19 protein-coding genes are annotated in these 23132 nt (G+C 43.6%); 7 read left to right on the top strand and 12 right to left on the bottom strand.

Annotated elements, in window-relative coordinates; all coding sequences use genetic code 11:
• Nucleotides 1–101: 101 nt before the first annotated feature.
• From MHH57_RS15675 to MHH57_RS15690, 4 genes are all read left to right on the top strand, one after another.
• Nucleotides 102–1343, top strand: a complete 1242-nt coding sequence (locus tag MHH57_RS15675; RefSeq protein WP_340887096.1) for a nitrate/nitrite transporter — start codon at nucleotides 102–104, stop codon at nucleotides 1341–1343.
• A gap of 379 nt (nucleotides 1344–1722) precedes the next feature.
• A complete protein-coding gene (locus tag MHH57_RS15680) occupies nucleotides 1723–3441 on the top strand; it encodes an NAD-dependent malic enzyme (protein ID WP_029517675.1) in 1719 nt (572 codons plus the stop codon).
• A gap of 99 nt (nucleotides 3442–3540) precedes the next feature.
• Nucleotides 3541–4500, top strand: a complete 960-nt coding sequence (locus MHH57_RS15685) for an AEC family transporter (protein ID WP_029517676.1) — start codon at nucleotides 3541–3543, stop codon at nucleotides 4498–4500.
• A gap of 328 nt (nucleotides 4501–4828) precedes the next feature.
• A complete protein-coding gene (locus MHH57_RS15690) occupies nucleotides 4829–6592 on the top strand; it encodes a HAMP domain-containing methyl-accepting chemotaxis protein (protein ID WP_341070982.1) in 1764 nt (587 codons plus the stop codon).
• A 96-nt stretch (nucleotides 6593–6688) separates the two neighbouring features.
• Here MHH57_RS15690 and MHH57_RS15695 read toward each other — a convergent pair whose 3' ends face one another.
• The 7 genes from MHH57_RS15695 to MHH57_RS15725 form a co-directional block, all read right to left on the bottom strand.
• The gene (locus tag MHH57_RS15695) at nucleotides 6689–7741 is read right to left on the bottom strand and encodes a glycosyl hydrolase 53 family protein (RefSeq protein ID WP_341070983.1); all 1053 of its coding nucleotides are present in this window, start codon (nucleotides 7739–7741) and stop codon (nucleotides 6689–6691) included.
• Nucleotides 7742–7842: 101 nt separating this feature from the next.
• Entirely contained in the window at nucleotides 7843–9930 is a 2088-nt protein-coding gene (locus tag MHH57_RS15700; protein ID WP_318627886.1) for a beta-galactosidase, read from the bottom strand.
• Between the two features lie 26 nt (nucleotides 9931–9956).
• The gene (locus tag MHH57_RS15705) at nucleotides 9957–10835 is read right to left on the bottom strand and encodes a carbohydrate ABC transporter permease (protein ID WP_029517680.1); all 879 of its coding nucleotides are present in this window, start codon (nucleotides 10833–10835) and stop codon (nucleotides 9957–9959) included.
• A 27-nt stretch (nucleotides 10836–10862) separates the two neighbouring features.
• The gene (locus tag MHH57_RS15710) at nucleotides 10863–11753 is read right to left on the bottom strand and encodes an ABC transporter permease subunit (RefSeq protein ID WP_165150309.1); all 891 of its coding nucleotides are present in this window, start codon (nucleotides 11751–11753) and stop codon (nucleotides 10863–10865) included.
• Between the two features lie 251 nt (nucleotides 11754–12004).
• Complete coding sequence (locus MHH57_RS15715) at nucleotides 12005–13681, bottom strand: sugar ABC transporter (RefSeq protein WP_342434285.1); 1677 nt, start codon at nucleotides 13679–13681, stop codon at nucleotides 12005–12007.
• 136 nt (nucleotides 13682–13817) lie between these two features.
• Nucleotides 13818–15443, bottom strand: coding sequence for a response regulator (locus tag MHH57_RS15720; protein WP_342434286.1), 1626 nt, complete (start codon nucleotides 15441–15443; stop codon nucleotides 13818–13820).
• Complete coding sequence (locus MHH57_RS15725; protein ID WP_029517684.1) at nucleotides 15418–17238, bottom strand: sensor histidine kinase; 1821 nt, start codon at nucleotides 17236–17238, stop codon at nucleotides 15418–15420. Before MHH57_RS15725 ends, MHH57_RS15720 begins: the two co-directional genes overlap by 26 nt.
• A gap of 114 nt (nucleotides 17239–17352) precedes the next feature.
• Between MHH57_RS15725 and MHH57_RS15730 the strand changes: the two genes are divergently transcribed.
• Entirely contained in the window at nucleotides 17353–17505 is a 153-nt protein-coding gene (locus MHH57_RS15730; protein ID WP_165150326.1) for a hypothetical protein, read from the top strand.
• Nucleotides 17506–17521: 16 nt separating this feature from the next.
• Here the strand turns inward: MHH57_RS15730 and MHH57_RS15735 are convergent, their stop codons facing one another.
• Nucleotides 17522–17962: a NucA/NucB deoxyribonuclease domain-containing protein gene (locus MHH57_RS15735; RefSeq protein WP_209949551.1), complete on the bottom strand. Its 441-nt coding sequence runs from the start codon at nucleotides 17960–17962 to the stop codon at nucleotides 17522–17524.
• Between the two features lie 140 nt (nucleotides 17963–18102).
• On the opposite strand from MHH57_RS15735, the gene MHH57_RS15740 reads away from it, so the two are divergent.
• Nucleotides 18103–18297, top strand: coding sequence for a hypothetical protein (locus MHH57_RS15740; protein WP_029517686.1), 195 nt, complete (start codon nucleotides 18103–18105; stop codon nucleotides 18295–18297).
• Between the two features lie 385 nt (nucleotides 18298–18682).
• On the top strand, nucleotides 18683–18985 hold the full coding sequence (locus MHH57_RS15745) for a hypothetical protein (RefSeq protein ID WP_013310964.1): 303 nt from the start codon (nucleotides 18683–18685) through the stop codon (nucleotides 18983–18985).
• A gap of 68 nt (nucleotides 18986–19053) precedes the next feature.
• On the opposite strand, the gene MHH57_RS15750 is transcribed toward MHH57_RS15745, so the two are convergent.
• The 4 genes from MHH57_RS15750 to MHH57_RS15765 form a co-directional block, all read right to left on the bottom strand.
• Complete coding sequence (locus tag MHH57_RS15750; protein ID WP_341070987.1) at nucleotides 19054–20940, bottom strand: Ig-like domain-containing protein; 1887 nt, start codon at nucleotides 20938–20940, stop codon at nucleotides 19054–19056.
• A 120-nt stretch (nucleotides 20941–21060) separates the two neighbouring features.
• Nucleotides 21061–21483, bottom strand: a complete 423-nt coding sequence (locus MHH57_RS15755) for a hypothetical protein (protein ID WP_318627885.1) — start codon at nucleotides 21481–21483, stop codon at nucleotides 21061–21063.
• Nucleotides 21484–21499: 16 nt separating this feature from the next.
• On the bottom strand, nucleotides 21500–22168 hold the full coding sequence (locus MHH57_RS15760; protein WP_209949548.1) for a uracil-DNA glycosylase: 669 nt from the start codon (nucleotides 22166–22168) through the stop codon (nucleotides 21500–21502).
• Between the two features lie 259 nt (nucleotides 22169–22427).
• A complete protein-coding gene (locus MHH57_RS15765; protein ID WP_341070988.1) occupies nucleotides 22428–23090 on the bottom strand; it encodes an S-layer homology domain-containing protein in 663 nt (220 codons plus the stop codon).
• Nucleotides 23091–23132 lie beyond the last annotated feature (42 nt).

Consider the following 23132-nt stretch of genomic DNA (forward strand, 5'->3'; position numbering starts at 1 on the left):
AAACCGTTTCCTAGATACCATGTAGGGGCGATTTGCGGCTTTTCATGTTCAAATTACATTTTGCAGACAAAGAACAACAATTAGAACAGGAGAGATGGAGAATGAACAAAAAAAGTTTCTGGAAAAGCGGACACAAGCCCACCTTATTTGGTTCCTTTCTGTATTTTGATATCAGTTTTATGATATGGGGGATGATCGGACCGTTGGCCGTTGTAATTGCCAATGATTATCCAATGGACCCTGTACAAAAAGCCAATCTTGTCGCTCTACCCATACTCGGTGGTTCCCTGCTGCGGCTCGTGCTCGGATTCATGTCGGATTATATCGGTCCCAAGCTCACAGGACAGATTGGTATGCTTGTCACGATCATCCCGCTTTTGCTCGGCTGGCTGTGGGTTGATTCGCTGGAGCAATTATACGTTGTTGCCCTACTCCTGGGCGTAGCTGGAGCTTCATTTGCAGCTGCGCTGCCGTTAGCCGGTCAATGGTACCCCAAAGAGCATCAAGGCTTGGCTATGGGAATTGCCGGAGCCGGTAATAGCGGTACCGTCCTTGCGACTTTGTTCGCCAACCGCATTGCTCAACATTTTGGCAGTTGGGAAGCCGTTTTCGGATTGGCCATCCTCCCCATCTTAATCGTCTTCATTCTGTTCAGTATTTTTGCCCGCAACAGCCCTCACCGCCCGGCACCAAAAAATCTGTCGCAATATGCTTCGGTGCTCAAACAGAGGGATGCCTGGGTATTCTGTGCCTTTTATTGCGTGACGTTTGGCGGATTCGTTGGCCTTTCTAATTATTTGACTATTTTCTTCAATACCCAGTATGGCCTCTCCGCGGTACATGCCGCCGATTTTGCAACCGTTTGTGTGATTGCCGGAAGCTTTTTTCGTCCTGTAGGTGGTTTTTTATCCGATCGGATTGGTGGTTCACGCATGCTAATGTACTTGTATGCGGGGGCCGGGATTATGCTCGCCGGCATTGCGTTTTTACCGCCACTTACCGTGGTAGTTGTGCTGCTGTTCGTAGGCATGATGTGCCTTGGCGCTGGCAACGGCTCTGTATTCCAGCTCGTGCCGCAGCGCTTCGGCAACGAAATCGGGCTCATGACCGGCATCGTCGGCGCTGCTGGTGGCATAGGCGGGTACTTTCTCCCTCTTATACTGGGTCATCTGTACAAATCAACGGGTTCCTATATGCCGGGCTTCATCTGTCTGAGCCTACTTACGTTCTGTGCCTTTACCCTCGTCATCATAATGCAATTGAAATGGCGTAACAGCTGGATGCGACGCTCTGCTACAGCTACTGATGAAGCCGTCAATCGCATTGGAGAATTAAATGCCTGATATTCATTAAATATAAAGCTGCGAAGCATTGAATTGTTCCTCAAACATCCCTATAGCCCAAAAAATGGCTTAACTTCGTTTATATAAAATGAAGTTAAGCTATTTTTTATGCACACTCAATCGAATCACACCTATAAAAACTATGATAAACATCACATTAGATCAATATTTTCCGAAAATATTATGAAAATTAAATGAAATTTTCATTTAAAAAACATTGAAAATCGCTTTCATTTTCATAATTTCTCTTATGTAAACACTTATATAACCATTTTTCACACAACATACTTGTTCACTTGGTTTAAAATAAGGCGTATACTTGTTCACGAATTGTTCAAGGATGAACTAAATGTAATTTTCTAGAAAGAAGGAATTAAAAATGCGTGCTTTTCATTTTACGGAAGACGGATCTATCGAAACCAAATTAACCGGAAAAGATCTACTTGCCAACCCACTGCTGAATAAAGGAGTGGCTTTTACCTTGGAAGAACGGAAACAACTTGGACTTGACGGTCTCCTTCCTCCTACGATATTAACTATTGAGGAGCAGGTTCAACGGGTTTACGAGCAATTTCAGAGCCAACCGGATAATTTGCGTAAAAATGTTGCGTTAAATGATCTTTTTAATCGCAATACGGTCCTTTATTATCGTTTGCTCTCTGAGCACCTAAGCGAAATGCTCCCGATTGTTTATACACCAACAGTAGGCCAGGCTATACAGGAATACAGTCATGAATATCACAAGCCTGGTGGTATGTATTTATCTATTGATAATCTGGCGGGTATTGGAGAGGCTTTTAAGAATTTGAACCTGGACCCTGATGATATCGACCTGATCGTAGCCACAGATTCCGAGAGTATTTTGGGAATCGGGGACTGGGGAGTCGGAGGTATTAATATCTCTATTGGTAAGCTTGCTGTGTATACAGCTGCTGCTGGTATAGATCCTAGCCGGGTGCTGGCAGTTGTTCTTGATGCAGGTACAAACAACGAGAAGCTATTGGAAGATCCTTTATATATGGGGAATCGTCACAAACGTGTACGTGGAGAACAATATGATCAATTTATTGACACTTATGTTCAGGCTGCACTTTCCTTTTTCCCGAATGCTCTGCTGCACTGGGAAGATTTGGGCAATGTCAATGCACGGAACATTATCAATAAATACGGAAATAGTATTTTGACTTTTAATGACGACATTCAGGGTACTGGAGCGGTTACACTCGCAGGTGTGATGTCCGGTGTTCAATTGTCCGGAATCCCACTGAGCAAGCATCGGGTTCTAGTCTTTGGTCCAGGAGCTGCCGGAATCGGCAATGCAGACCAAATTAGCGCCGCCATGATGCTGGAAGGACTGTCAGAAGCAGAAGCAAGACGTAACTTCTGGGCTTATGATTACCGTGGCCTGCTTACCAACGAAACAGAAGGACTTTTTCCATTTCAGGTTCCTTATGCGCGTGATGCTGCAGAATGCCGTGACTGGGAACATGCTGAAGATGGAAAAATCCCTCTGCTTGAAGTCATTCGCCGCGTGAAACCGACGATTATGATTGGTACTTCCGGTGTTAGTGGGGCATTTAGTGAGGAAATCGTTAAAGAAATGGCCAAACATACAGAACGTCCTATAATTATGCCTATGTCCAACCCGACTCCACTTGCAGAAGCAACTCCGCAAGATTTGATCCACTGGACCGAAGGAAAAGCCCTGATTGCAACAGGAAGTCCTTTTGAGCCGGTGATCTATAACAATATTAAGTTTGAAATTGGGCAATCCAACAATGCTTTCGTGTTCCCGGGTCTTGGTCTTGGCGCAATCGTGGTAAAATCCAAAATCATAACAGATAGCATGTTTGCTGCAGCTGCCCATGCAGTAGCTCAAATGGTGGATTTGTCGCAGCCTGGTGCTTCCCTGCTGCCAAAAATCAATGAATTACGCGAAGTATCTGAAGCGGTAGCCGTGGCTGTGGCCAAGGCAGCAGTTCAGGATGGAGTAGCGCGTCATCAACCGGACGATATCGCACAAGCAGTTCGAGATGCGATGTGGGACTGTAAATATAAACCCATCAAACAATATGGTCAGGAAGCGGTCCTGGTTTAAAAAATAGCGAACAACATCAAATTTATACTTGCATACGCAAAGTGATTATTTAACTGATGTCCGCCATTTTTGGCGGACATCTTCATTGGAGGCGACATCATGGCTACAGGTCATATTTTTATTATCTTAATTCCTATTTTCTTTGTCATTTTAATTGGTTATTTCGCAGGATTGTTTAAAGCTTTTAACCCCGCTTCTTCTAAGGGATTAAATACACTCGTGACGAAGTTTGCTCTACCCGCACATTTGTTTATTGGGATTACGACGACACCAAGAGAGACGTTGATTCAAAAGTGGCCCTTTCTTGTGGCTTTGCTACTTGGTGTAATCGGCTTTTATATTGTATTGCTCATTGTTTATCGCTTAATTGCCAAAAAAGGCCTGACTGAATCCTCTATGTTCGCATTGAATTCAACACAGCCTTCTTTTGCATTCATGGGAATTCCGGTTCTGGGCAGCTTGTTCGGAAGTGCGGCAGTCGCCATCCCGATTGCAATTACCGGGATCGTCGTTAATGCCATTCTTGATCCGCTTGCAAGTATTTTGGGAACGGTCGGCCAGCGCAAAACAACAGAATCCGACGGCACTAAAGGCAACTTATTTAAAGTCACTATGAAATCAGTCCTTCATGGACTCAGCGAGCCACTTGCCTGCGTACCTTTGTTTGGTGTCATATTGACTCTATGTGGATTCCACGCTCCGAAACTTTTACAATCCATGTTTGATCAAATCGGCAATGTTACCGCCGGTACAGCCCTATTTGCCATCGGGGTAACCATTGGTATCAAGAAGATTACGTTCAGTCCAAAAGCACTTAGCATTGCTGTGCTGAAAGCCATCGTAATGCCTATTGTTATGCTCGGTATTGCTGTTCTGATAGGACTATCCCATGAAGATGTAAGCAAAGCCGTACTGCTTGTCGCTTTTCCCGGCTCGGCTGTGGCCGCTATGATTGCTACCCGTTATGAAACACTGGAAACGGAAGCTGCATCTGCATTTGTTATTAGTTCAGTCTTATCGCTCATTTCACTACCCTTGCTCATTTCACTTCTTTTATAAGGGACAGAAAAGTTAAGAACCCTCAATTCAATCCAGGTATTTATTGGTGTAAAGCATACCCGTCTGTTCTTTTTTATCTTATTTTTTAAATATTGTTCAAACAATAAAGTGATTTAGTAAGAATTGAGTTGGAAAAACAACATAAAATCCAGTTTTGCCGACAAGCGGCGGTCCCATCGTTTCATTCACTAGGGGGCCGCCGTTCTTTTTGAATAACCTTCTACTCTCCCTTTTAATAAATACCTAACATTTAGAAAGCAAATTGTCGAAATATATATGGGGTAGGTTGTATATGAAACTAAATTGCTAATTCAAAGGAGAAGAAAACGTGAAAAACTTGAAGTGGAGAACTATGTCCTTTTTTGGTAAAAATCTATTAATCTCTTTTCTTAACATCGTATTAATAGGAGCTATTCTCATCACATCCAGCTATATACTTCAAAAGAACATTCTCACCACGCAGCTGCAAGATCAAGTTAAGGTATTGACTAAAAAATGGGCAGAAGATGTTGATAAAACAAAAGTACAACAAGCATTGAATGAAAAAGATTATAACGGCTCTGCTCAACAAGATCTACGCAAATTTCTCGATTCTATTCACGCCTTTTATCCGAATGTTGCCCAAGCTTACATATTTGGTACAGAGCTAACAGAAGGTAATCAGACCTCCATTATTGGCGTTCCCACAAATTTAGTCCAAGCTTTCCAAGACTTAAAGATGAACATTGGGGACATGTACACTCTTCCTGACGAAAATGCACAAGCCGTAAATAAAATGCTTCAATCTAATGAATCAGCATTAAGCAGCTTTTACACGGACGAATATGGCACATGGACTACCATTGTTTACCCGATTACAGATGCAAGCGGGAAAGTCACAAGTGCGATTTACTTTGACGTAGATGCGAGCTCTGTACCTACCGGCCTTCATAAATTGCTTGTATACGGTGTTTCACTGCTCATTCTGTTTCTTGCCATCTTCTTAACGATTCAATATTTACTGGTAAAGCGCACCCTCTCCCCGATTCGTAGCCTGATGAAGGGCATTGAAGAAGTCAGCGAGGGTAATCTGAATGTAAAAATCAAGACAGGTGAGGACGACCTTGGCATTATCAATCAAAAATTTAATTCTATGATCAAACGCCTTAACGATACAATGGTGAAAGTACAGGATACGACACAAGAAGTTACGGGATCTGCCCAGGAATTGTTAAGTATTAGCGAGAAAAACAGTACGAATACGAACGTCATTAACAGCAATATTCAGGAAATAACCCAGGGGCTTGAAGCTCAGGATCACGCAGCACATGAAAGCTCCAGAGCTATGAATGAAATGTCGACAGTTATCCAAACGATTGCCGAAAGCTCCTCTTCCGTAGCCGATCAAGCTTATTCTATGGAAAAACGCTCCGTTGAAGGCAATCAGGTAGCCCAAAAGCTTTCCTCTCAAATGGACTCCATCTCCACTACAATGGAAAGTACAGCTGATTCCGTTAATGCGCTGCAGAACCGTTCTAACGAAATCAGCAATATCGTCAGCATCATTACAGGCATTGCCAGTCAAACGAATCTGCTTGCACTGAACGCTTCTATTGAAGCTGCCAGAGTCGGTGAAGAAGGCAAAGGTTTTGCAGTCGTAGCAGGAGAAGTGCGTAATTTGGCTGAACAGTCTCAAGAGTCTGCCAAACAAATTGCAGAGCTTATTGAAGAAATCCAAAAAGAAATTGAACAGACTGTAAAAGGCATCAGCCTTGGTACAAAAGAAGTTCAGATTGGGCTAGAAGTTACGAAGCAAACAGGCGAAATGTTCTCTGAAATTTTAGATGCGTCTAATAAAGTGTCGTCACAAATTCAAGAGGTATCCAGCGCAACGGAGCAGATTTCAGCCAGCACGCAGGAAATGTCAGCTACCTCTGACGAGCTGTCTTCCACAGTTAGCAGAACAGTCGACAGCAGCAAACAAATTCAGCATACTATTGGAGAACAGGCTGAGTCTATGGCTTCTATTGTCCAAGCTTCTGACAAGCTTACATTGATGTCTGGCGAGCTGGAAGAGCTTATTTCTTTCTTCAAGGTAAACCGAGAAGCCTAATTTTATAACTTCTAAATAGCCATAGATAACAGTAAAGAACCTCTAATCTGCATATAATGCGCATCAGAGGTTCTTTGATATACTCTTACGTACTTCTTAATTTATAAATCCTTCCAAAGCTGAAGTTGGCTTACCGTCAGCCTGCCAAGCACCTTTGTTATAACCCTGATTGTAACCTGGAGTTGCAGCAGGCTCCCAATAAAATACCCCTGTACCTTTACCGCCTCCGATGTTCCGAACCTTCGTTTTGATTGCAAATATAAATGACTTGGAAGCCGCAGGTTCATTATATTCCATCCCGATTTCACTGATGACAATACCTTTGCCGTATTTTGCAATGAGGTTATTGGCATTGGTAATCGTCTGATCCACCTTGCCCTGCCAGTCCGAAGGAGACGGATACAGAGACAGCCCGATGAGATCAAACTGAGCTCCATTATCAATCAGCCCGCCGATATTCCAGTTCAACACGGAATCATTATCTCCATTGGCTAAATGTACGATCGTTTTAGTACTACTGCTTACCGATTTTACAGCATTATTACCTGTATTGACGAGCCAGGCATAGTTTTTCATGTTCACCGAAGCTTTGCCATCTTCCCAGAGCATTCCATTGTTCGTCTCATTACCGATCTGCACCCAGTCCGGTGTTACCCCCTTGCTTTTCATCGTGTCCATAACATAGACCGTATGGGACCAGACTGCATCCATAAGTTGTGTAAATGTGAAATTGCGCCACGCATAAGGTTTGTTCTGTTGCCCTGGATCTGCCCAAGAATCACTATAATGTAGAGTCAGCATAACGCTCATACCTAACTTTTTAGCTCGTTGCGCCAGTTCTGCTGCCTTTTCGGCATTCATGTATCCGCTTGCATAATCTTTCATGTCAGGGTTTACCCACACACGGATACGCACCGAGTTGATCTGATAGTCATCTCGCAAAATTTGCAGTATATCTCGACGAACACCCTTCTTATCCTTCCAACTCATACCTTGCGCTTCCATTCCTGCTACCCAGCTTATATCTGCTCCTTTGGCGAAAGCAGGGGCGGCCGAAGCCGCACCCAACCCTACAGAACCGAACGGATACAATAAGCTGGATAACAAGATCAACATCGCAAATACCATCGTGCGGTTACCTGTTTTCATAAGTCATCTCCCATCCGAATTGTATACTTCTCATTGCCTCTGACCAATCTACCAGCTCCCACTCGGGAAAACGATAGAGATCACACTTAAAATATCATGTTCTATTTATTGCGCTCTGTCTTTAAAACCTTAACAGCGTAGGCATCCAATTGAATGCTACCATCTTCTATCACATGATTTTCAAGCATATCCGCATAAGTTCGCCCATCCAACATAATCTTTTGCGGCTCATGCGTGAAATTCAATATGAAAATATAATCATGAACTCCATCGGTACGAATCGCCGTATTCACTCCATGAGGCAACTTCACATTGAGCGCTTTACTGATTCCTGCATCATCAATTAAACTTCTGTAAAAATGACTGTGGAATAGTCCGATGTTGCGTGATGCGATGTAATAAGCCTTTCCTTGTCCCAAACGGTTCACCGTCAAAGCTGGGCGTCCTGCATAAAAGTCTGAACCGTACACAGCCAGTACCTCTGCACCCTCTGTATGAATGAGATCACACAATTCTACAGCTTCATACTCCCCTTGCAGATCCAGCTCATTGCCTTCAACCGGCAAAATGTGATTACGGTCATGATCATGCAATCCGTCAATCTCTTCCGACCAGATCCCCAGCGTCTTACGAAGCGGGCCCGGAAAGCCTCCAAGGAAGCACAAATCATGTTCATCTACGATACCAGACCAATAGGTTGCTACGAAAATACCACCGTTTTCAACAAACTTCTGTATACGCTCCCCCACACCGCTGCGGACCATATATAACATCGGAGCTACCAAAAGTTTGTATTTGGAGAAATCTGCATCCATATGAATGACATCTACAGGCACACCCTGCTCCCACAGCGCCAAATAATGCGCTTCAGCTGTCTCTTCATATTTCACACCTTTGTTCCGCGGTCCCTGTGAATCGTTGATTCCCCAACGGTTCTCCCAGTCAAAAATGACTGCGGCCTCCGCCGGTACAGATGTACCGATAACCTCCTCCAATTTTTCCAGCGTATTACCGACATGGGTCACATCCCCGAATACCCGAGTGTGCTCATGTCCGACATGATCGACAACCGCACCATGCAGCTTTTCACTCGAACCGCGGCTTTTCCGCCACTGAAAATATTGAACGGTGTCTGACCCGTGTGCCACAGCCTGTAAAGACGAGAGCAGATGCATTCCCGGCCGCTTCAGCTTGCTAACGTCTTGCCAGTTCGTCAAACTTGGTGTACTCTCCATGAGCATCCAAGGCTTACCTCCCTTGATTGAACGAATAATATCATGCATCATGGCCACTTTAGCAGCCTGACGGCTATCATCTCCCTCACGATCATGCCATGTTGGGTAACTATCCCAGGATATAACATCGAGCAGATCAGCAAACTTCCAGTAGTTCAATCCTTCAAAAAACTCCATCAAATTGGTTGTGACCGGAATTGCTGGATTTGCAGCCTTGAGCGGCACAATCTCATGCTTGATAAAATCTGCGGTCTGATCGGTCACAAACCGTCTCCAGTCCAAATTCATGGCATGAACCTGTGTTTCACCGTGAGGTGCCGGGGACTCAACTTGGCTCCAGTCCGTAATCGTATGACTCCAAAAGGTCGTCCACCATGCGTGATTTAGCTTGTCCAGCGTACCGTATTTATCCTGGACCCAAGCGCGAAATGCCTCCTGACAATAATCACAGTGGCAATCTCCACCAAATTCATTGGAAATATGCCAGCCAATCACAGCCGGATGGTTAGCATAACGCTCGGCTAGCTTCGTATTCATGATACGTACTTTTTCCCGGTAAACAGGCGATGTAGCACAGTGATTATGGCGAAACCCGTGCAGATTACGGACACGGTTAGCCTCCACACGCAGCACCTCAGGATATTTTTGTGACATCCAGGCTGGTCTTGCTCCACTAGGAGTAGCCAAAAATGCATAGATTCCGTTCTCAGCAAACGAATCCAGAATACGATCCAGCCACTCAAACGTAAATACACCTTCCTCAGGCTCCAATGATACCCATGAGAAAATGCCAACAGACATCACGTTACATTTGGCTAGTTTCATTAGACGAATATCCTCCGCTAACACCTCAGGGTAATGCTGCCATTGCTCCGGGTTATAGTCCGCTCCATGCAGCATACGTGGAATTCGCTCACTAATCGGGGGGTACTTAGTTATGTTTTGATACGTCACTGTAAATCATCTCCTTATTATTTCTATTACTCTTTGACGGAACCTAGCGTCATACCTTTAACAAAATACTTTTGTAAAAATGGATATACAATGAGAATAGGCGCTGCACCAATGAAAATTTGCGCTGCATTAACCGTCGTTTGAGAAAGTAATTCCATCTCCTTTGGACTCATGCTCATGGAACTCATGTCCTTCTGAATAATTACAGTTTGCAGGAACGTCGCGAGCGGATAGTCCTTTGCATTGCTCAAATAGAGTAGACCGTCAAACCAGGAGTTCCAATGAAATACCATACTAAACAGCGCAATCGTCGCAATGGAAGGCATGGATATCGGTAAAAAGATACTAAACAATGTCCGAAAATGTCCTGCTCCGTCGATCAATGCGGCCTCTTCCATCTCTTTGGGAATTCCTCTAAAAAAGTTCAACATAAGGATGACCAGAAATGTGTTGACCGCTCCTGGCAAAACAAGTACCCAGAAGCTATCCATGAGATGGATCTTTTGAATAACCATATAGAATGGAACCAGACCACCGTTAAAAATCATGCTGAACACGAACAACCATGAATATACGTTTCGGCTACGGAACACAGATGTTTCCTTTGAAAGTGGATAAGCAGCTAAAAAGGTAATCAGCAGTGTCAAGCCGGTTCCCAATACAGTCCGACAGACAGAAATCCAGATGGAGTGCAGAAAAATCGGGTTATTCATTGTCTTCTTATAGGCTTCTAATGAAAACTGCACTGGCCACAGTCCAACCAGATTGGCATCTGCTGCTGATTTAGCACTAAATGATACCGCCAACACATGAATCAGTGGAACGATACACATGATAGACAACATCACTAGTAAGCAAATATTAAACACATTGAAGATGCGGTATGGCGTTGTTTTATGATACATGACTCTCCCTCTTTCAGCCTCGTGGAATCAGAATATGCGGTAACCTGCCCATTTGTAAGCAAGTCGATAAGATATCAGAATGAGAATCATACTGATAACGGATTTGAACAAGCCGATAGCGGTGGCAAAGCCCATTTCCCCATTGATTAACGCTGTCCGGTAGACGAATGTATCAATAATATCGCCTTTTTGGTAAACCAGTGGATTATAAAGGTTGAAAATCTGGTCAAAACCGGCATTCAGTACATTGCCAAGTGCAAGCGTTCCAACAACGACTACCATCGGAATTAACGAAGGTACAGTGATGTGTAGCGTCTGTCTCCAGCGGCTCGCTCCATCCATTTCAGAAGCCTCATACAACGAAGGATTAATACCCGCCAGTGCAGCGAGAAATACGATGGTGTTGTAGCCGAACTCCTTCCATATATCTGAAACAATGACAGTAAATCGAAACCAGTTATTATCTCCCAGAAAAAAGATAGGCTGGATCCCCAAACTACCGAGAATACGGTTCATAAATCCATCTGTAGCCAACAGGTCAATCAGAATTCCGCCCAAGATGACCCACGACAGAAAGTGTGGTAGATAAACCAGTGTCTGAATGGATCGCTGAAGTCCGACCTTGCGAATTTCATTCAGCAGTATAGCAAAAACAAACGGAACCACCAGATTGAAAAACATCTTTAACACAGCAATAATTAGTGTATTCCAGACAACTTGAAGACTGTCCTCCCGTTGAAACAAAAAGCGGAAGTTATCCAGTCCAACCCACTCGGAACCCGTTATGCCTAGCCAAGGCTTGTAATTTTGAAAGGCCATCACGATGCCGCCCATCGGAATGTAGCTGAATACAATTAAGAAAATGATGGCTGGCAGCAGCATGATATGAAATGGCCACGTACGTTGCAGACTTCTCATTGCAGTTCCTCCTGTAACTTTCATTCATGGTATACTTCAATTATAAAAGCGTTTTCGCAGTCCCGACAGTTCAAAAAACCAACATACATGGCACAAAAGCAATCATTTTTTTAAGCTCGCCAAACGAATAAAACTTTTTTTCAAATACACCATGATAGCGCATTCATTTCCACTCGATACGGGTGAAACTGTAGTAAAAAGGCTGCCCACCTCGGGACAGCCTTCCTACTCTGTTACAACATCATTGGTTTTTACTTTTCGACGCTTTTATACCATTCGTTTACTTCATTTGTAATTTGTTCGCCACCCGCTGTTTTCCACGTCTGCACAAAGGTATCAAAAGCAGAGATCGGCTGCTTGCCATAAATAATTTCATTGAAGGTCTGACTTTCAATTTTATCCAGATAGTCCTTTTTAGCCTTCATGGTTGGCGTAGTTGGACCTGTGAACTGATCTTTCATGGAGATATCCTTCTGTTCCATAAGCACTTTGGCAGCTGCAGGAGTACCTTTCCCGTAGTTCACCATTACATCTTTCTCCAGACGGGTCTTCGGTTCTGCGCCGTTAGCCAAACTTAGCAAAGCCTTCATTTGGGCATCAGGTATACGCGCACCATCACGAACCAGCAAATAACGAATAGAGTTTACATAACCGCCTGGTATTTTATCGATAGACATTAGCTTTCCGTCCGCATCCAAATCATAATCGTAGCCCTTAAACAGCCCATTCGACAAATCGCTATCCGGTTTGGCATTAGCATAATGGTCAAACAAATAGTTTTGATAAGTGAAAAAAGCTTCAGGATGCTGCATTTGTTTGTTGATTAGTACAACACCATTGGTGTATTGCGTACCGTGACGCATGGCTTTGTTGTCAGGACCTGCTGGAATCTTAATCGGCTTCCATATGGCACCCGGCGCATTTTTGACTGTATCCTGAAGCGGCCAGCCGCTCATCCAATATGGTCCAGGAATCATACCGGCTGTTCCTGCGACTGTAGGTTCTGCCGTTTTATTTTCATCCCACAATGCTGCTTCCTGAGGAATATATCCCTTTTTGAGCCACTCGCTCAGCTTTTGCAAACCCGGCTTCATGCCAGGCTGCACGGAGCCATATTCCAAACTGCCATTTGTACCTTTGTTCCACTGCTGAGGTAGTGTGCCATATGCCCCGAAAATCCAGGACGGGTCACCCATCCAAGTGTTCATGGATGTTTTAAAACCGATACTGAGCGGAACCACTTTGTCCAGTCCGTCCGGATTTTTATTTTTAAAGGCATCCATCACTTTTTCCAGATCATCCATCGTCTCAGGAGCCTTCATACCCAGCTTATCCAACCAATCTTGTCGTACCCACAATACATAATCATGGTTATAGGCGAAATCAAGCACAGGAATACCCATTTTCTTACCATCTCGGCTATACTGATTCCATACATTCGTATCCTGATTCATCGCCTGCTTCCATGAATCCGAAGCGTACTTGTCAAACAACGGACCAGCCTCTGCAAACATACCGGAATCGATCATGTCCTGTGCCAGTTGCTCATTTTCCGTCCCCAGTACAACGACGTCCGGCATCTCCTGACCGGAGGACATAGCCAAACGCAGCTTCGTAGCAAATGCACCATTCGTATCCGTGACGGACCAGAGTGATTTGATATTAATACCGAATTTCTCTTTAGCCCATTTGGTCGCAATGTTATTTTCGATAGATTCACCATTTTTAAATTTTAAGGCGGGATCTACACCCCATACCGTGGAAATTGTGACTTCTGGATTGTATTTTTCTTTGTATACGTTTTCAGTTTTAGCTGTGCCGTCCGCATTCCCATCATTTTCCGCACCTGAGCAGCCCACAAGGCCAACTCCTAATACCATAGTTGCGGCGAGCAACGACAACAGCTTTTTCTTCGAATGAACTCGCATATTGTTCCCCCTCTAGAAATCATTTTCTACTCTTTTATTATAGAAGGGCTTTTCTTCACAGCCTATGTCACAAAATAAATATTTCTGCACCTTTCCCAACTGATCTTTACTGATTTCGTCTTTACTGGTCCCATCTCTACTGATCTCGAAATTCGTGCGGAGTCATTCCGTAATGCTTTTTGAACATTTTACTGAAATATTGGGGATTCTGGTAGCCTAGTTCCGTCGTAATTTCGTATATTTTTTTGTTGGAATATTTGAGCAAATAAAGAGCCCGCTCCATTCTCATTCGGATAATATAGTCACCCAGACCTTCTCCGGTTTCAGCTTTATAAATTTTAGACAGATAGACTGGATGAAGATAAACCTGATCAGCAATCGTCTTAACAGACAGCTCCTGGCCTTTATCCTGGGAGATGAGCTCCTGAACCTGCTTGACCACATAACTTTTAGCGCTTTGTTCGCTTGCGGACCATTCAGATTTAAGTTTGTTCATCATGGAAAATATCCACTCTTTGAGGTGGGGGAACGAATGAACCATTTTCTGCGCATGTAACGGATCGAAGCCTACTTGATCCATCTGTGTAATGAAACGTCCTTGTTTGTGCGCTGTATACATAAAGGCGCTCGTCACCGAAATAAACAGCTCATATAAATGCTCGCGTGTATATCCCACCTCTTCCATTTTTCCAAATACACGGCTCACTTTCGCTTCAGCCTCGTCCCATTGCCTGGATTCGAGCAGATGAGTAAGCGTAGGGTGCATATAAAGCCCCTCTAGTGACTTAACTGAACTGTGTGGCTGTTCTGTCTGTTCTTCTATGAATAGCAGTGTATCCGTCTCCTCTTGATGGTTCCAGTATAAGGATCTAATCGCTGTCTGATATAGCTTAGGCAGCTCCTCTGGAAACTTAAACCAGCCGGTTAATGCGACGTAAATTTCCCCTTTCAAATAATTGCTCACATTTTTTCGAAAGGTCTCAATCGCCGCACTCAAACAACGATTCTGCTCATCCACACTCCGTTCAGGAAATGCATTCCAATTTCCTTCTATTAATACAATTAAGCAGTCATGCGGCGCTTTGCAATGCCAAACTTGAAAATCAGGTGCGAACACTTCTTCGGCAATATTTCCAATCGCATACTCAATTAAGGAGACTGAATGATAGTCCATATCAGAAAAATGCTTTCCTAGCTGAATAAGCAGCATACTGGCAGGATGTCCCGTGCGTAGCTTGATTTCGTACTCGGACATTTTGCTCTCTATTTTTGGTACTGGTAAATCACGCCCGAGTAGCAAATCATGCATCAAATGGGTCCGCAGTACACCAAAATCGTTTCTGCGGCTATATTGTAATTGATGAACCTTGTCAAATGCTTCCCATTCTTCCTTTAGCGAATCCATGGCGGCTGACACACATTTGATAAACTCTTCATCATCCACCGGCTTTAAAATGTAATCAAAAGCCTTAAGCTGAAGCGCTTTTTTAGCATATTCAAAATCGGCATAGCCTGTCAGTAACAAACTTCGGATATGCGGCCATCGCCCGTTTACTTCAACAATCAACTCCAGTCCCGTCATACCAGGCATACGAATATCTGTTACCAGAATATCAATATCGTACGCTTCCAGCACATCCACTGCTGCTAATGCGGAAACCGCTTGATGAACCCTCTCGATGCCTAGCGTCTCCCACGGAATGGTAGCTGCCAGACTTTCTGTTACATAACTCTCATCATCTACTAGTAATATCTGAACCATCTGGTCCCTCCGTTTTAACTATATTCGAATCTGGCGAAGGCTCAATTAAACCATTCGCATGCTCTCCTTCTGTTGAGATCGACCATTTTAATACTGCACGCAATCCTCCCAATGGAGACAAAGAGAACTCCAGTCCGGCATCTTCCCCAAAATGTAATCGCATGCGGTGATGCACATTCCACAAACCGTATCCATGATCCTCTTCCACAGGCTTGTCAAGCGTTGATGTCAGGGCAGCTATAGCCTCTCTACTCAAACCGAGTCCGTTATCATCCACAATCAGGTACATATACGAGCCAACACGCTCAGTCAAAATATGAATTAGACCCTCCTCCGCTTGAGGCTCTATTCCGTGCAGCACCGCATTTTCCACCAGTGGCTGCACTATAAGCGGCGGAATCGGCAGACTGCTGGCCTGCGAAGAAACATGAACTAAGAACGTTAGCCTTGGCATACGCATCTGCTGTATCCTCAGATAATATTGAACAAACTCGACTTCCTCTGATAATGGAACTAAATCCCGCTCCTGTCTTGTTGTATATCGATAATACCTGGATAAATTATGAGCCATGGCCACGACCGCCTCATGATTGCGCAGCTTCGCCATACTTGTGATAAACGAAAAACAATTATAAAAAAAATGTGGATTGATTTGTGACTGGAGCTGCTTTAGTCGCGCTTCCTTGACATGTAGCTGCTCAACATACACCTTCTCAAACAGCTCCTGAATCTGTTCGACCATCTGATTGAATTGACTAGACAGGAAAGCAAACTCGTGACTCCCCCTTAGACTTAATCGAACAGCATAGTCTCCGTCCTTTAGTCTCCGAAATGCCCGCACAAGCTGAAGAATCGGCACTTGTACCTGTGAATGAAGCAAGTAAGCGCCAATCAGGCCTACCAGCAGCGAGCCAACAACCGTTATATAAAACAGTCGATTCGATGAGTAAATCGGAGACATCATATCAGACAAAGGCATGTAATCAATCAAATACCAACCCGTCGTTTGCGAAAGAACGGCATGAACCAGGTAGCTTTCTTCTCCAATTTTCACAGTCAGATTGTCAACTTCATGGAGTCCCATTTTTTCCAATTTTGAAATCAGCTGTCCAGACAGCTCTTCATTGGCAGTACGATTATAGATCGCTCCTACGCCTTTTTTATAATAAAAAGGCTCCTTGCGTCCATCACCTTTGAAGCGGTCAAGCATATCCTGAATATTACTGCTGTCAAATTCAACCTTAATAATCGTGTTAGCAGTTTCTGGATTACCAAGTGAAGAAAACGGGGATAATGTATACAATGAAAATATAAATTGGTCTTTCCCGTATGATCTTTTTTTGGATACCTGCCAGCCGTCTTTTATCAGCTGATTTAGTTTTTTCTGGTCATATAAACCTGCTCCATTTTCCGATACAACCCGTCCAAGCGAAGGAGAATAGATACTCAGTCCGGTTCTCCAATTAGAAGAGCTTTCCTGAAGCCCAAGCTTGGTTTGAATCCGTTTGACAAGGTTAATTCCATCCAGATTGAGAACTTTGTCCTTCAAAAAAATCGCTTGAAAACTGGCTACATCAGGATCATGAATCAGCAGATGCGGCCAGGAGGAAATCATTTCAATATTCGTATTCACCTGGTTTTGAAAAAAAGTCAGCTGATTATAATTAGATTGATTCAGCTCCTCACGTAGTACACCTGTCGTTGTCTGATTAGAATAGACATACAGGATCAGCAGAGGTATAAGCAATACGATAACGATGGAGACGATTTTAGTATAAAAATTAAATTTAAACATGAGTTCTACACATCCTCTGCACAAGAAACAGGCATACTTAATTGGTATGCCTGAGCCCTGACCTTTGTTGCCGTCAGTACATACACTACATTATCAATGGTTGGCGGTGATAATATGTTTGATGCTAAGCAAATGGAATGGTTTAACCAACTATCCGCTGAAGACTTGGCCATTTTAGGTGCCGGCTTCAATACACTAGGTGATTTTTTTGATTTTCTGGCGTTGGTTAAGGCCAAACAGGAAACAGCGAAAGGAAATAAAAAGTAAATATACTAAACGGCAACTATTTCACAACAAATTTCACACGAGTTCCATCCTCATACTCATCCAATTGATGACTAACCCATGATCCTGCCCCACGATTATCCTTAGGGGCTATGTATTTGACATTTGCACCTTTGCCACCTTCTGAACACATAGCCATCGGCCATTCATCACGATCGTATCCCTTACGAGTGGGGACACCTGTAAGCGAATGCTTGCGATTTTGCTCGGCTCCTTCACGGTCAATTGTGCATACTGGTGATTTTCCCGCCTGAATGGCTTCCTTAATATGCTGCGCCGTTTCAGGGTAACGACCTGACGGGAATTGCAGCGTTACCTGAGCCGCCGAGGAAGGCGGGTTCTCTCCTGTTATTTTCGTAAGAAGATTGCCTCCTTCAAACCAGTACGCGCCCGCAGCTAGCAGAACTAAAGCTATAAAACTTAGCAACTTTTTCTTCAATTTCTCTCTTCCCTTCAAGCTATTCCAATAGATGCCTTCAACTAAGGTGATCCCCGGATTTTATTTTTTGTAACCCCTTACTAACTATAAAAAAAGGTTGAATATTGGACGACAAATAGTATAGAGAGGAGGTTGCACGAATGAACGATGAGATCAAACTGGCCGTGAGCCAAATGCAAGCCGTTGTAGTCCGGTTACTGAATGGAAGTACCGTAATTGGCTGGCCTAAGCTCCTATCTGACCAAGAAACTCAGCAATTCAAGCTCTATGATGACGAACACGTATATACGATTTCTGTTAATGACGTGGATACAGTCGCAAGAGTTATTGTATAAGATACAGGAAGCGACTTAATGAGACATCCAGCGGACAAGCCCAAACAAGGCACACCACAGAAGAAGACTAATCAGAATCCCCCAAAATAAACCTTTAAAAAGCTTCATACCATACTGACAACCTTTCCGACTGGGCTTTTCCCCATTATAACATGTCAGAAAGACAGCTGTCGCAGCTTGCTCTTGCATCATCTTCGTATCATATATTTTAAATTTTAAAATCACAATACAAAGGAAAATAATGAAATTTCCGAAAATTATGCCTGATCACCATTGAAAATGCAATCATGACATAATAAAAGTCACATTTTAATCAAAATTTAATGAAAGTTTTCCGAAAATGATGTATAATTATTGACATAACAAAACGTACGAGGTGATCATCATGGCATTATTAAACAGAGTTCATGAATTAAAATTGCAACTGCCTAACGAGCATCATAGCATTTCCCAATACGTGGAGCATGCATTGCATTCGATTGACAGTTTTGTGGAGCAACATCGTCAATTTATAGCCGCTCAGGCTCTATATGGTGAAAAGATCAATGGTACGGAAGAAAGACTGTTCCGAGACACAATTTCTGAGATTAAAGCCCAACTGGTAGCTACTTTGGAAAAGACAGTTGAAGACTTCGCACACAAAGGCGATAAACATTGGAAAAATCATTATCAGGACGGCGTAGAATAAGCTGAAAATAACCCCCGGTCTTTGGACCGGGGGTTATTTTTTATAAGTGGATGTGGCAATGTACGTAGCTATTTTAACACTTTGGCAGATGTCGTTACCTTCTTACCGCCATAGACTACTTTAATACTGGAGCTTCCGCTTTCCAAGGCCTTCACCTGACCAGCTGTAACCTGTACGATCGACGGTTTGGAGGATGTCCATACCGCTGAGCTTGTCACATTGGTAGTAGCACCTGAATCATAAACTGCATTCACACTAAGCACTTGAGAGGAGCCTTTAGGCAGCTTCAGGTTTTTATTGCTCAATACCAGTTTGAGCAGCTTAGGTGTGACCTTGATCTCGATGTTAAACGACTTATCCTGATATGTGCCCGTAATCGTTGCGTTTCCAATTCCAACGGCTTTAATGGAAGAGCCTTTTACGATCGCTACGGAAGCATTCGATGTTGTCCATTTCACTTTACTGCTCAGGGTAACTTTTTTACCATCCGTATATATGCCGATGACTTTGATGGACTTACTTCCTTTCAAATTCATTTCGGCATTCGAAAAGCTTGGTGTCAATGTAGAAATGGCTCCTTCCACAATGACAGGTACTTTCACATATTTATTCATATACATAGCCTTAATTCCAGAGTTACCGCCATTCACCGCTTTTACTTTACCATTTGCTACTGTAACTGCGGCTGTTGTACCTACCCAGCTTACCTGATTGGTAATATCCAGGATTCCACCACCAGCCATGTGGGCTTTTACTGTCGGAATACTTGCTTCTTGGCCTGCAACCAGTACATATTTTTTCTCAGAAGCCGTCAGCTTGAGCACTTTATATTGCACAGTCACTGGAATATCCAGTTTGAGCGCACCTACCGTTGCTGTCAATGTTGCACTGCCTGGGTTCACTGCAACCAGCTTACCATTTGCTATTTTAACTGCACTTTCACTGCTTAAGCTCCATTTTACATCGGATTGAACTGCTTTTTTTGTTCCATTGACCAAATAAGCAGATATACTCGGAAGAGAAGTTTTGCCTCCTGTTTCGAGAGTCAGACTGGCTTTGCTTGAAACCAGTTTTTCAACCGTCGGAAGTACATTAATCTTTAGAGTCTTGCTCAAACCGTGATAGGACGCTGTAATCGTCGAATTGCCTGCATCCATCGGTGTGATTTTACCTTGCTCGACTGTGGCAACCAGCGGATTGGAGGAAGTCCATTCTGCCGTGTTGGTCACATCTGTTTTGCTGCCAGTCAGGTTGACATCAGTTGCACTAACCTGAATTGGGGAGCTACCCAGAAAGACCGATTTGGACCCAGTTGCACTCAATACTAACGCCTGAGAAGAAGAACGCACATACACAATCGTTTGTGCTTTAAGTTCATCTTTGCTTGCTTTAATGTAAGTCACGCCTTTGGCAAGTGGACGAACAAGACCATCTTCAACGGTAGCAACAGCCGCATTCGAAGAAGTCCATTCGACACCGGATACATTTTCCGTCCCACCTCCAGTAAGTACACCTTGAGCAGTCAATTGCTTCGATTCCCCGCCAATCGTCAAATTAATGGGACTAGACGGATTTAATTGCAGCTTGCTGTAAGGCGATTTTACTGTAATCGTTGTACTTACCGTTTGCTGCTCATATGTAGCAACAATCTTAATCTGCCCTTTTGACACAGGAGTAATGAGTCCCTTATCTACCTTTAAAATGCTTGAATCCCCAGAGATCCATTCTGCCTTTTGTGTAACATCTTCCTTGCCCTTTTCTGTCAATGACCACACTTTTAATTGAGCGGGGCTTCCACCCAGATTCAATGTAGTCGGATTTTGACTATCCCACTCTACCGTGGAGGTCTTGCTCTCCTCAGCCCGGATCAAACCTGCTGGCCATGCTGCAAATACAAACATCAGCAACGCAAGTAAGAAGGTACTCCGTTTGCTCATACGTTTCATACGTTCCATTCGTTTCGCTCCCTTTGTTTCATTCTATAAAACAGGGTATTATTAACAATCCCATTATCTTTTATCGGTAAGCAGTTAACTAAATTGAACCCTTCATCAAAAAAAGGTGAATTATTACAGTTAAAGTTCTCCACGCAGTGACCTTACCACAAACAAATGCTCTTCCTTAGATAAGGTTTGTCCATCTTCAAGAATTACATCGTGTGCCGAGTGACTAACCAGCTTTACATTATAAGCAATCAGCTGATCCTCTCTCCAAATCGTCACCGCCGACTGAAAATGAATGGCATTATCAAACTGTAACGGAACGCTCATTACATAACCAGTAGCGTTCAGCTTCGCCGGATGGCGGCTTCTACGCTCACGCCCCGGAGGAAACATGGTAATATGCGTAATATTTTCAAAAGGAATAGCCAGCATTTTCGGGCCTAAAATAACACACTTTCGTATTTCATCCCATTTTTCAAGCGTGCCGCGCACCTTCTGGGTATGATCATTGTTGCCGTGATATAAAATGACCTGACGTCCCTTCCATTGACGCATGTCCTCACCTCCAGTGCTAGCGGCTATGAATATCCCACCGAATCGGTTCCATTCCATGCTCCTGCAAAAATGCATTGGTACGCGAAAAAGGTTTGCTGCCAAAAAAACCTCTGTGAGCCGCCAATGGACTCGGATGAACGGATTTCAGCACCAAATGCTTGCTGGTATTCACGAAGCTTGCTTTTTTCTGAGCATGGCTCCCCCACAAAATAAACACTGCTGGCTGCTCGCGCTCATTAATCGCTTCAATGACAGCATCCGTGAAACGTTCCCAACCTATTCCCTGGTGAGATTGCGGTTGTCCTTCACGAACGGTTAACACGTTGTTCAGCAGCAGCACACCTTGCTCAGCCCAAGGAACGAGGTATCCCTGATTCGGAATGGGAGTACCGATATCATCGCGAAGCTCCTTGTATATATTTAATAGAGACGGTGGCGTTCGCACACCAGGTCTAACAGAAAAGCTTAAACCGTGAGCTTGTCCTTCTCCATGATATGGATCCTGCCCCAATATAACCGCTTTGGTCAGATGAAATGGCGTTAATTTGAGTGCGGAAAACAAGTCTTCTTTTGGAGGATATACCTTATGTAACTTGTACTCTCGGGCTAACGTATACCTTAAATCATTAAAGTATGGCTTTTCGACCTCTTCTCGTAGTACATCATCCCAGTCATTCCCAAACATACTCCTGTCTCCTCTCAATATGTAAATCTGTGAAAACGGTAAGCTTTTTGATCCAAAAAAATAAGCTGAACTCCTCATCCGGAGCCAGCTTATTTATTCGTTACCTGTGTTATATGCCGAAGGACCAGGAAAATATCCTTACGGTAATCAGCTACCGCAGGTCTAAATTCGATTTCCTTATTATAACATTAACGATAATGATGTCAAGTAACTGAAAGCTTAATTCCCTCAGAAGAAAAGCTCTTTATTGCTGTATTTATTACGATTTTGTATGAGTATTCAGGTATTCCAATGCATTATATAACATAACAGCAGCTTCGGCACGTGTAATCTCGCTTTTTGGATAAAACTTTTCATTTGCATCCAAGGTATTGACCTTGTAGACTAGCGAGCGTTGAATGCTACCTTGGTAAGAAGGCTCCAGTTCGCTGTCATCCGCAATATTCGCAGGTGCGATTTTAATCATCGGAAGAGCGCCTGCTTTTTCCATGCCCTGAATCAGCATATGGGTGAACTGTTCCTTAGTCAGAGCTTTGGCAGGATCAATATCCTTTGGAATAACCACACCATTATAGTGCGCGTTGATAAAAGCTTCGGCGTACCATGCATTATCCTTCACATGGGTAAACAGTCTACTGACCTGTGGCTCCTTGTTCAAATCAATGGTGGACAAACTGAGCTGGAGTCCGCCGGAGATCAACTGAATGCCTTGAGCAGCGGTCACTTTAGATGACGGGAGAAACTGCGTATCAGAGATACCTTTGAGCAGACCCTGATCTTTAAGGGATATAATTTTTTCTTTACCACTTACGTTATCCAAATCTTTGAATTGACGGTCTGCCGCAGACATTTGACCTCCAACGGAGAAGGACAAAATGGCTACAGTTGTAATGGCTGCAAATGCACTTTTTCTCATACTCATGTTAAGTTCCACCTTGTAGTTGAATTGGGCCGCTTGGCCATT

The sequence above is a fragment of the Paenibacillus sp. FSL H7-0442 genome, from assembly GCF_038593105.1.
Taxonomy (GTDB): domain Bacteria; phylum Bacillota; class Bacilli; order Paenibacillales; family Paenibacillaceae; genus Paenibacillus; species Paenibacillus polymyxa_D.

What these genes read in the sequence shown, in the direction of transcription:
- MHH57_RS15675 (WP_340887096.1), top strand. Translation starts at nt 102, where the DNA reads ATGAACAAAAAAAGTTTCTGGAAAAGCGGACACAAGCCCACCTTATTT.
- MHH57_RS15680 (WP_029517675.1), top strand. Translation starts at nt 1,723, where the DNA reads ATGCGTGCTTTTCATTTTACGGAAGACGGATCTATCGAAACCAAATTA.
- MHH57_RS15685 (WP_029517676.1), top strand. Translation starts at nt 3,541, where the DNA reads ATGGCTACAGGTCATATTTTTATTATCTTAATTCCTATTTTCTTTGTC.
- MHH57_RS15695 (WP_341070983.1), bottom strand. Translation starts at nt 7,741, where the DNA reads ATGAAAACAGGTAACCGCACGATGGTATTTGCGATGTTGATCTTGTTA.
- MHH57_RS15705 (WP_029517680.1), bottom strand. Translation starts at nt 10,835, where the DNA reads ATGTATCATAAAACAACGCCATACCGCATCTTCAATGTGTTTAATATT.
- MHH57_RS15710 (WP_165150309.1), bottom strand. Translation starts at nt 11,753, where the DNA reads ATGAGAAGTCTGCAACGTACGTGGCCATTTCATATCATGCTGCTGCCA.
- MHH57_RS15715 (WP_342434285.1), bottom strand. Translation starts at nt 13,681, where the DNA reads ATGCGAGTTCATTCGAAGAAAAAGCTGTTGTCGTTGCTCGCCGCAACT.
- MHH57_RS15720 (WP_342434286.1), bottom strand. Translation starts at nt 15,443, where the DNA reads ATGGTTCAGATATTACTAGTAGATGATGAGAGTTATGTAACAGAAAGT.
- MHH57_RS15725 (WP_029517684.1), bottom strand. Translation starts at nt 17,238, where the DNA reads ATGTTTAAATTTAATTTTTATACTAAAATCGTCTCCATCGTTATCGTA.
- MHH57_RS15730 (WP_165150326.1), top strand. Translation starts at nt 17,353, where the DNA reads ATGTTTGATGCTAAGCAAATGGAATGGTTTAACCAACTATCCGCTGAA.
- MHH57_RS15740 (WP_029517686.1), top strand. Translation starts at nt 18,103, where the DNA reads ATGAACGATGAGATCAAACTGGCCGTGAGCCAAATGCAAGCCGTTGTA.
- MHH57_RS15745 (WP_013310964.1), top strand. Translation starts at nt 18,683, where the DNA reads ATGGCATTATTAAACAGAGTTCATGAATTAAAATTGCAACTGCCTAAC.
- MHH57_RS15750 (WP_341070987.1), bottom strand. Translation starts at nt 20,940, where the DNA reads ATGGAACGTATGAAACGTATGAGCAAACGGAGTACCTTCTTACTTGCG.
- MHH57_RS15755 (WP_318627885.1), bottom strand. Translation starts at nt 21,483, where the DNA reads ATGCGTCAATGGAAGGGACGTCAGGTCATTTTATATCACGGCAACAAT.
- MHH57_RS15760 (WP_209949548.1), bottom strand. Translation starts at nt 22,168, where the DNA reads ATGTTTGGGAATGACTGGGATGATGTACTACGAGAAGAGGTCGAAAAG.
- MHH57_RS15765 (WP_341070988.1), bottom strand. Translation starts at nt 23,090, where the DNA reads ATGAGTATGAGAAAAAGTGCATTTGCAGCCATTACAACTGTAGCCATT.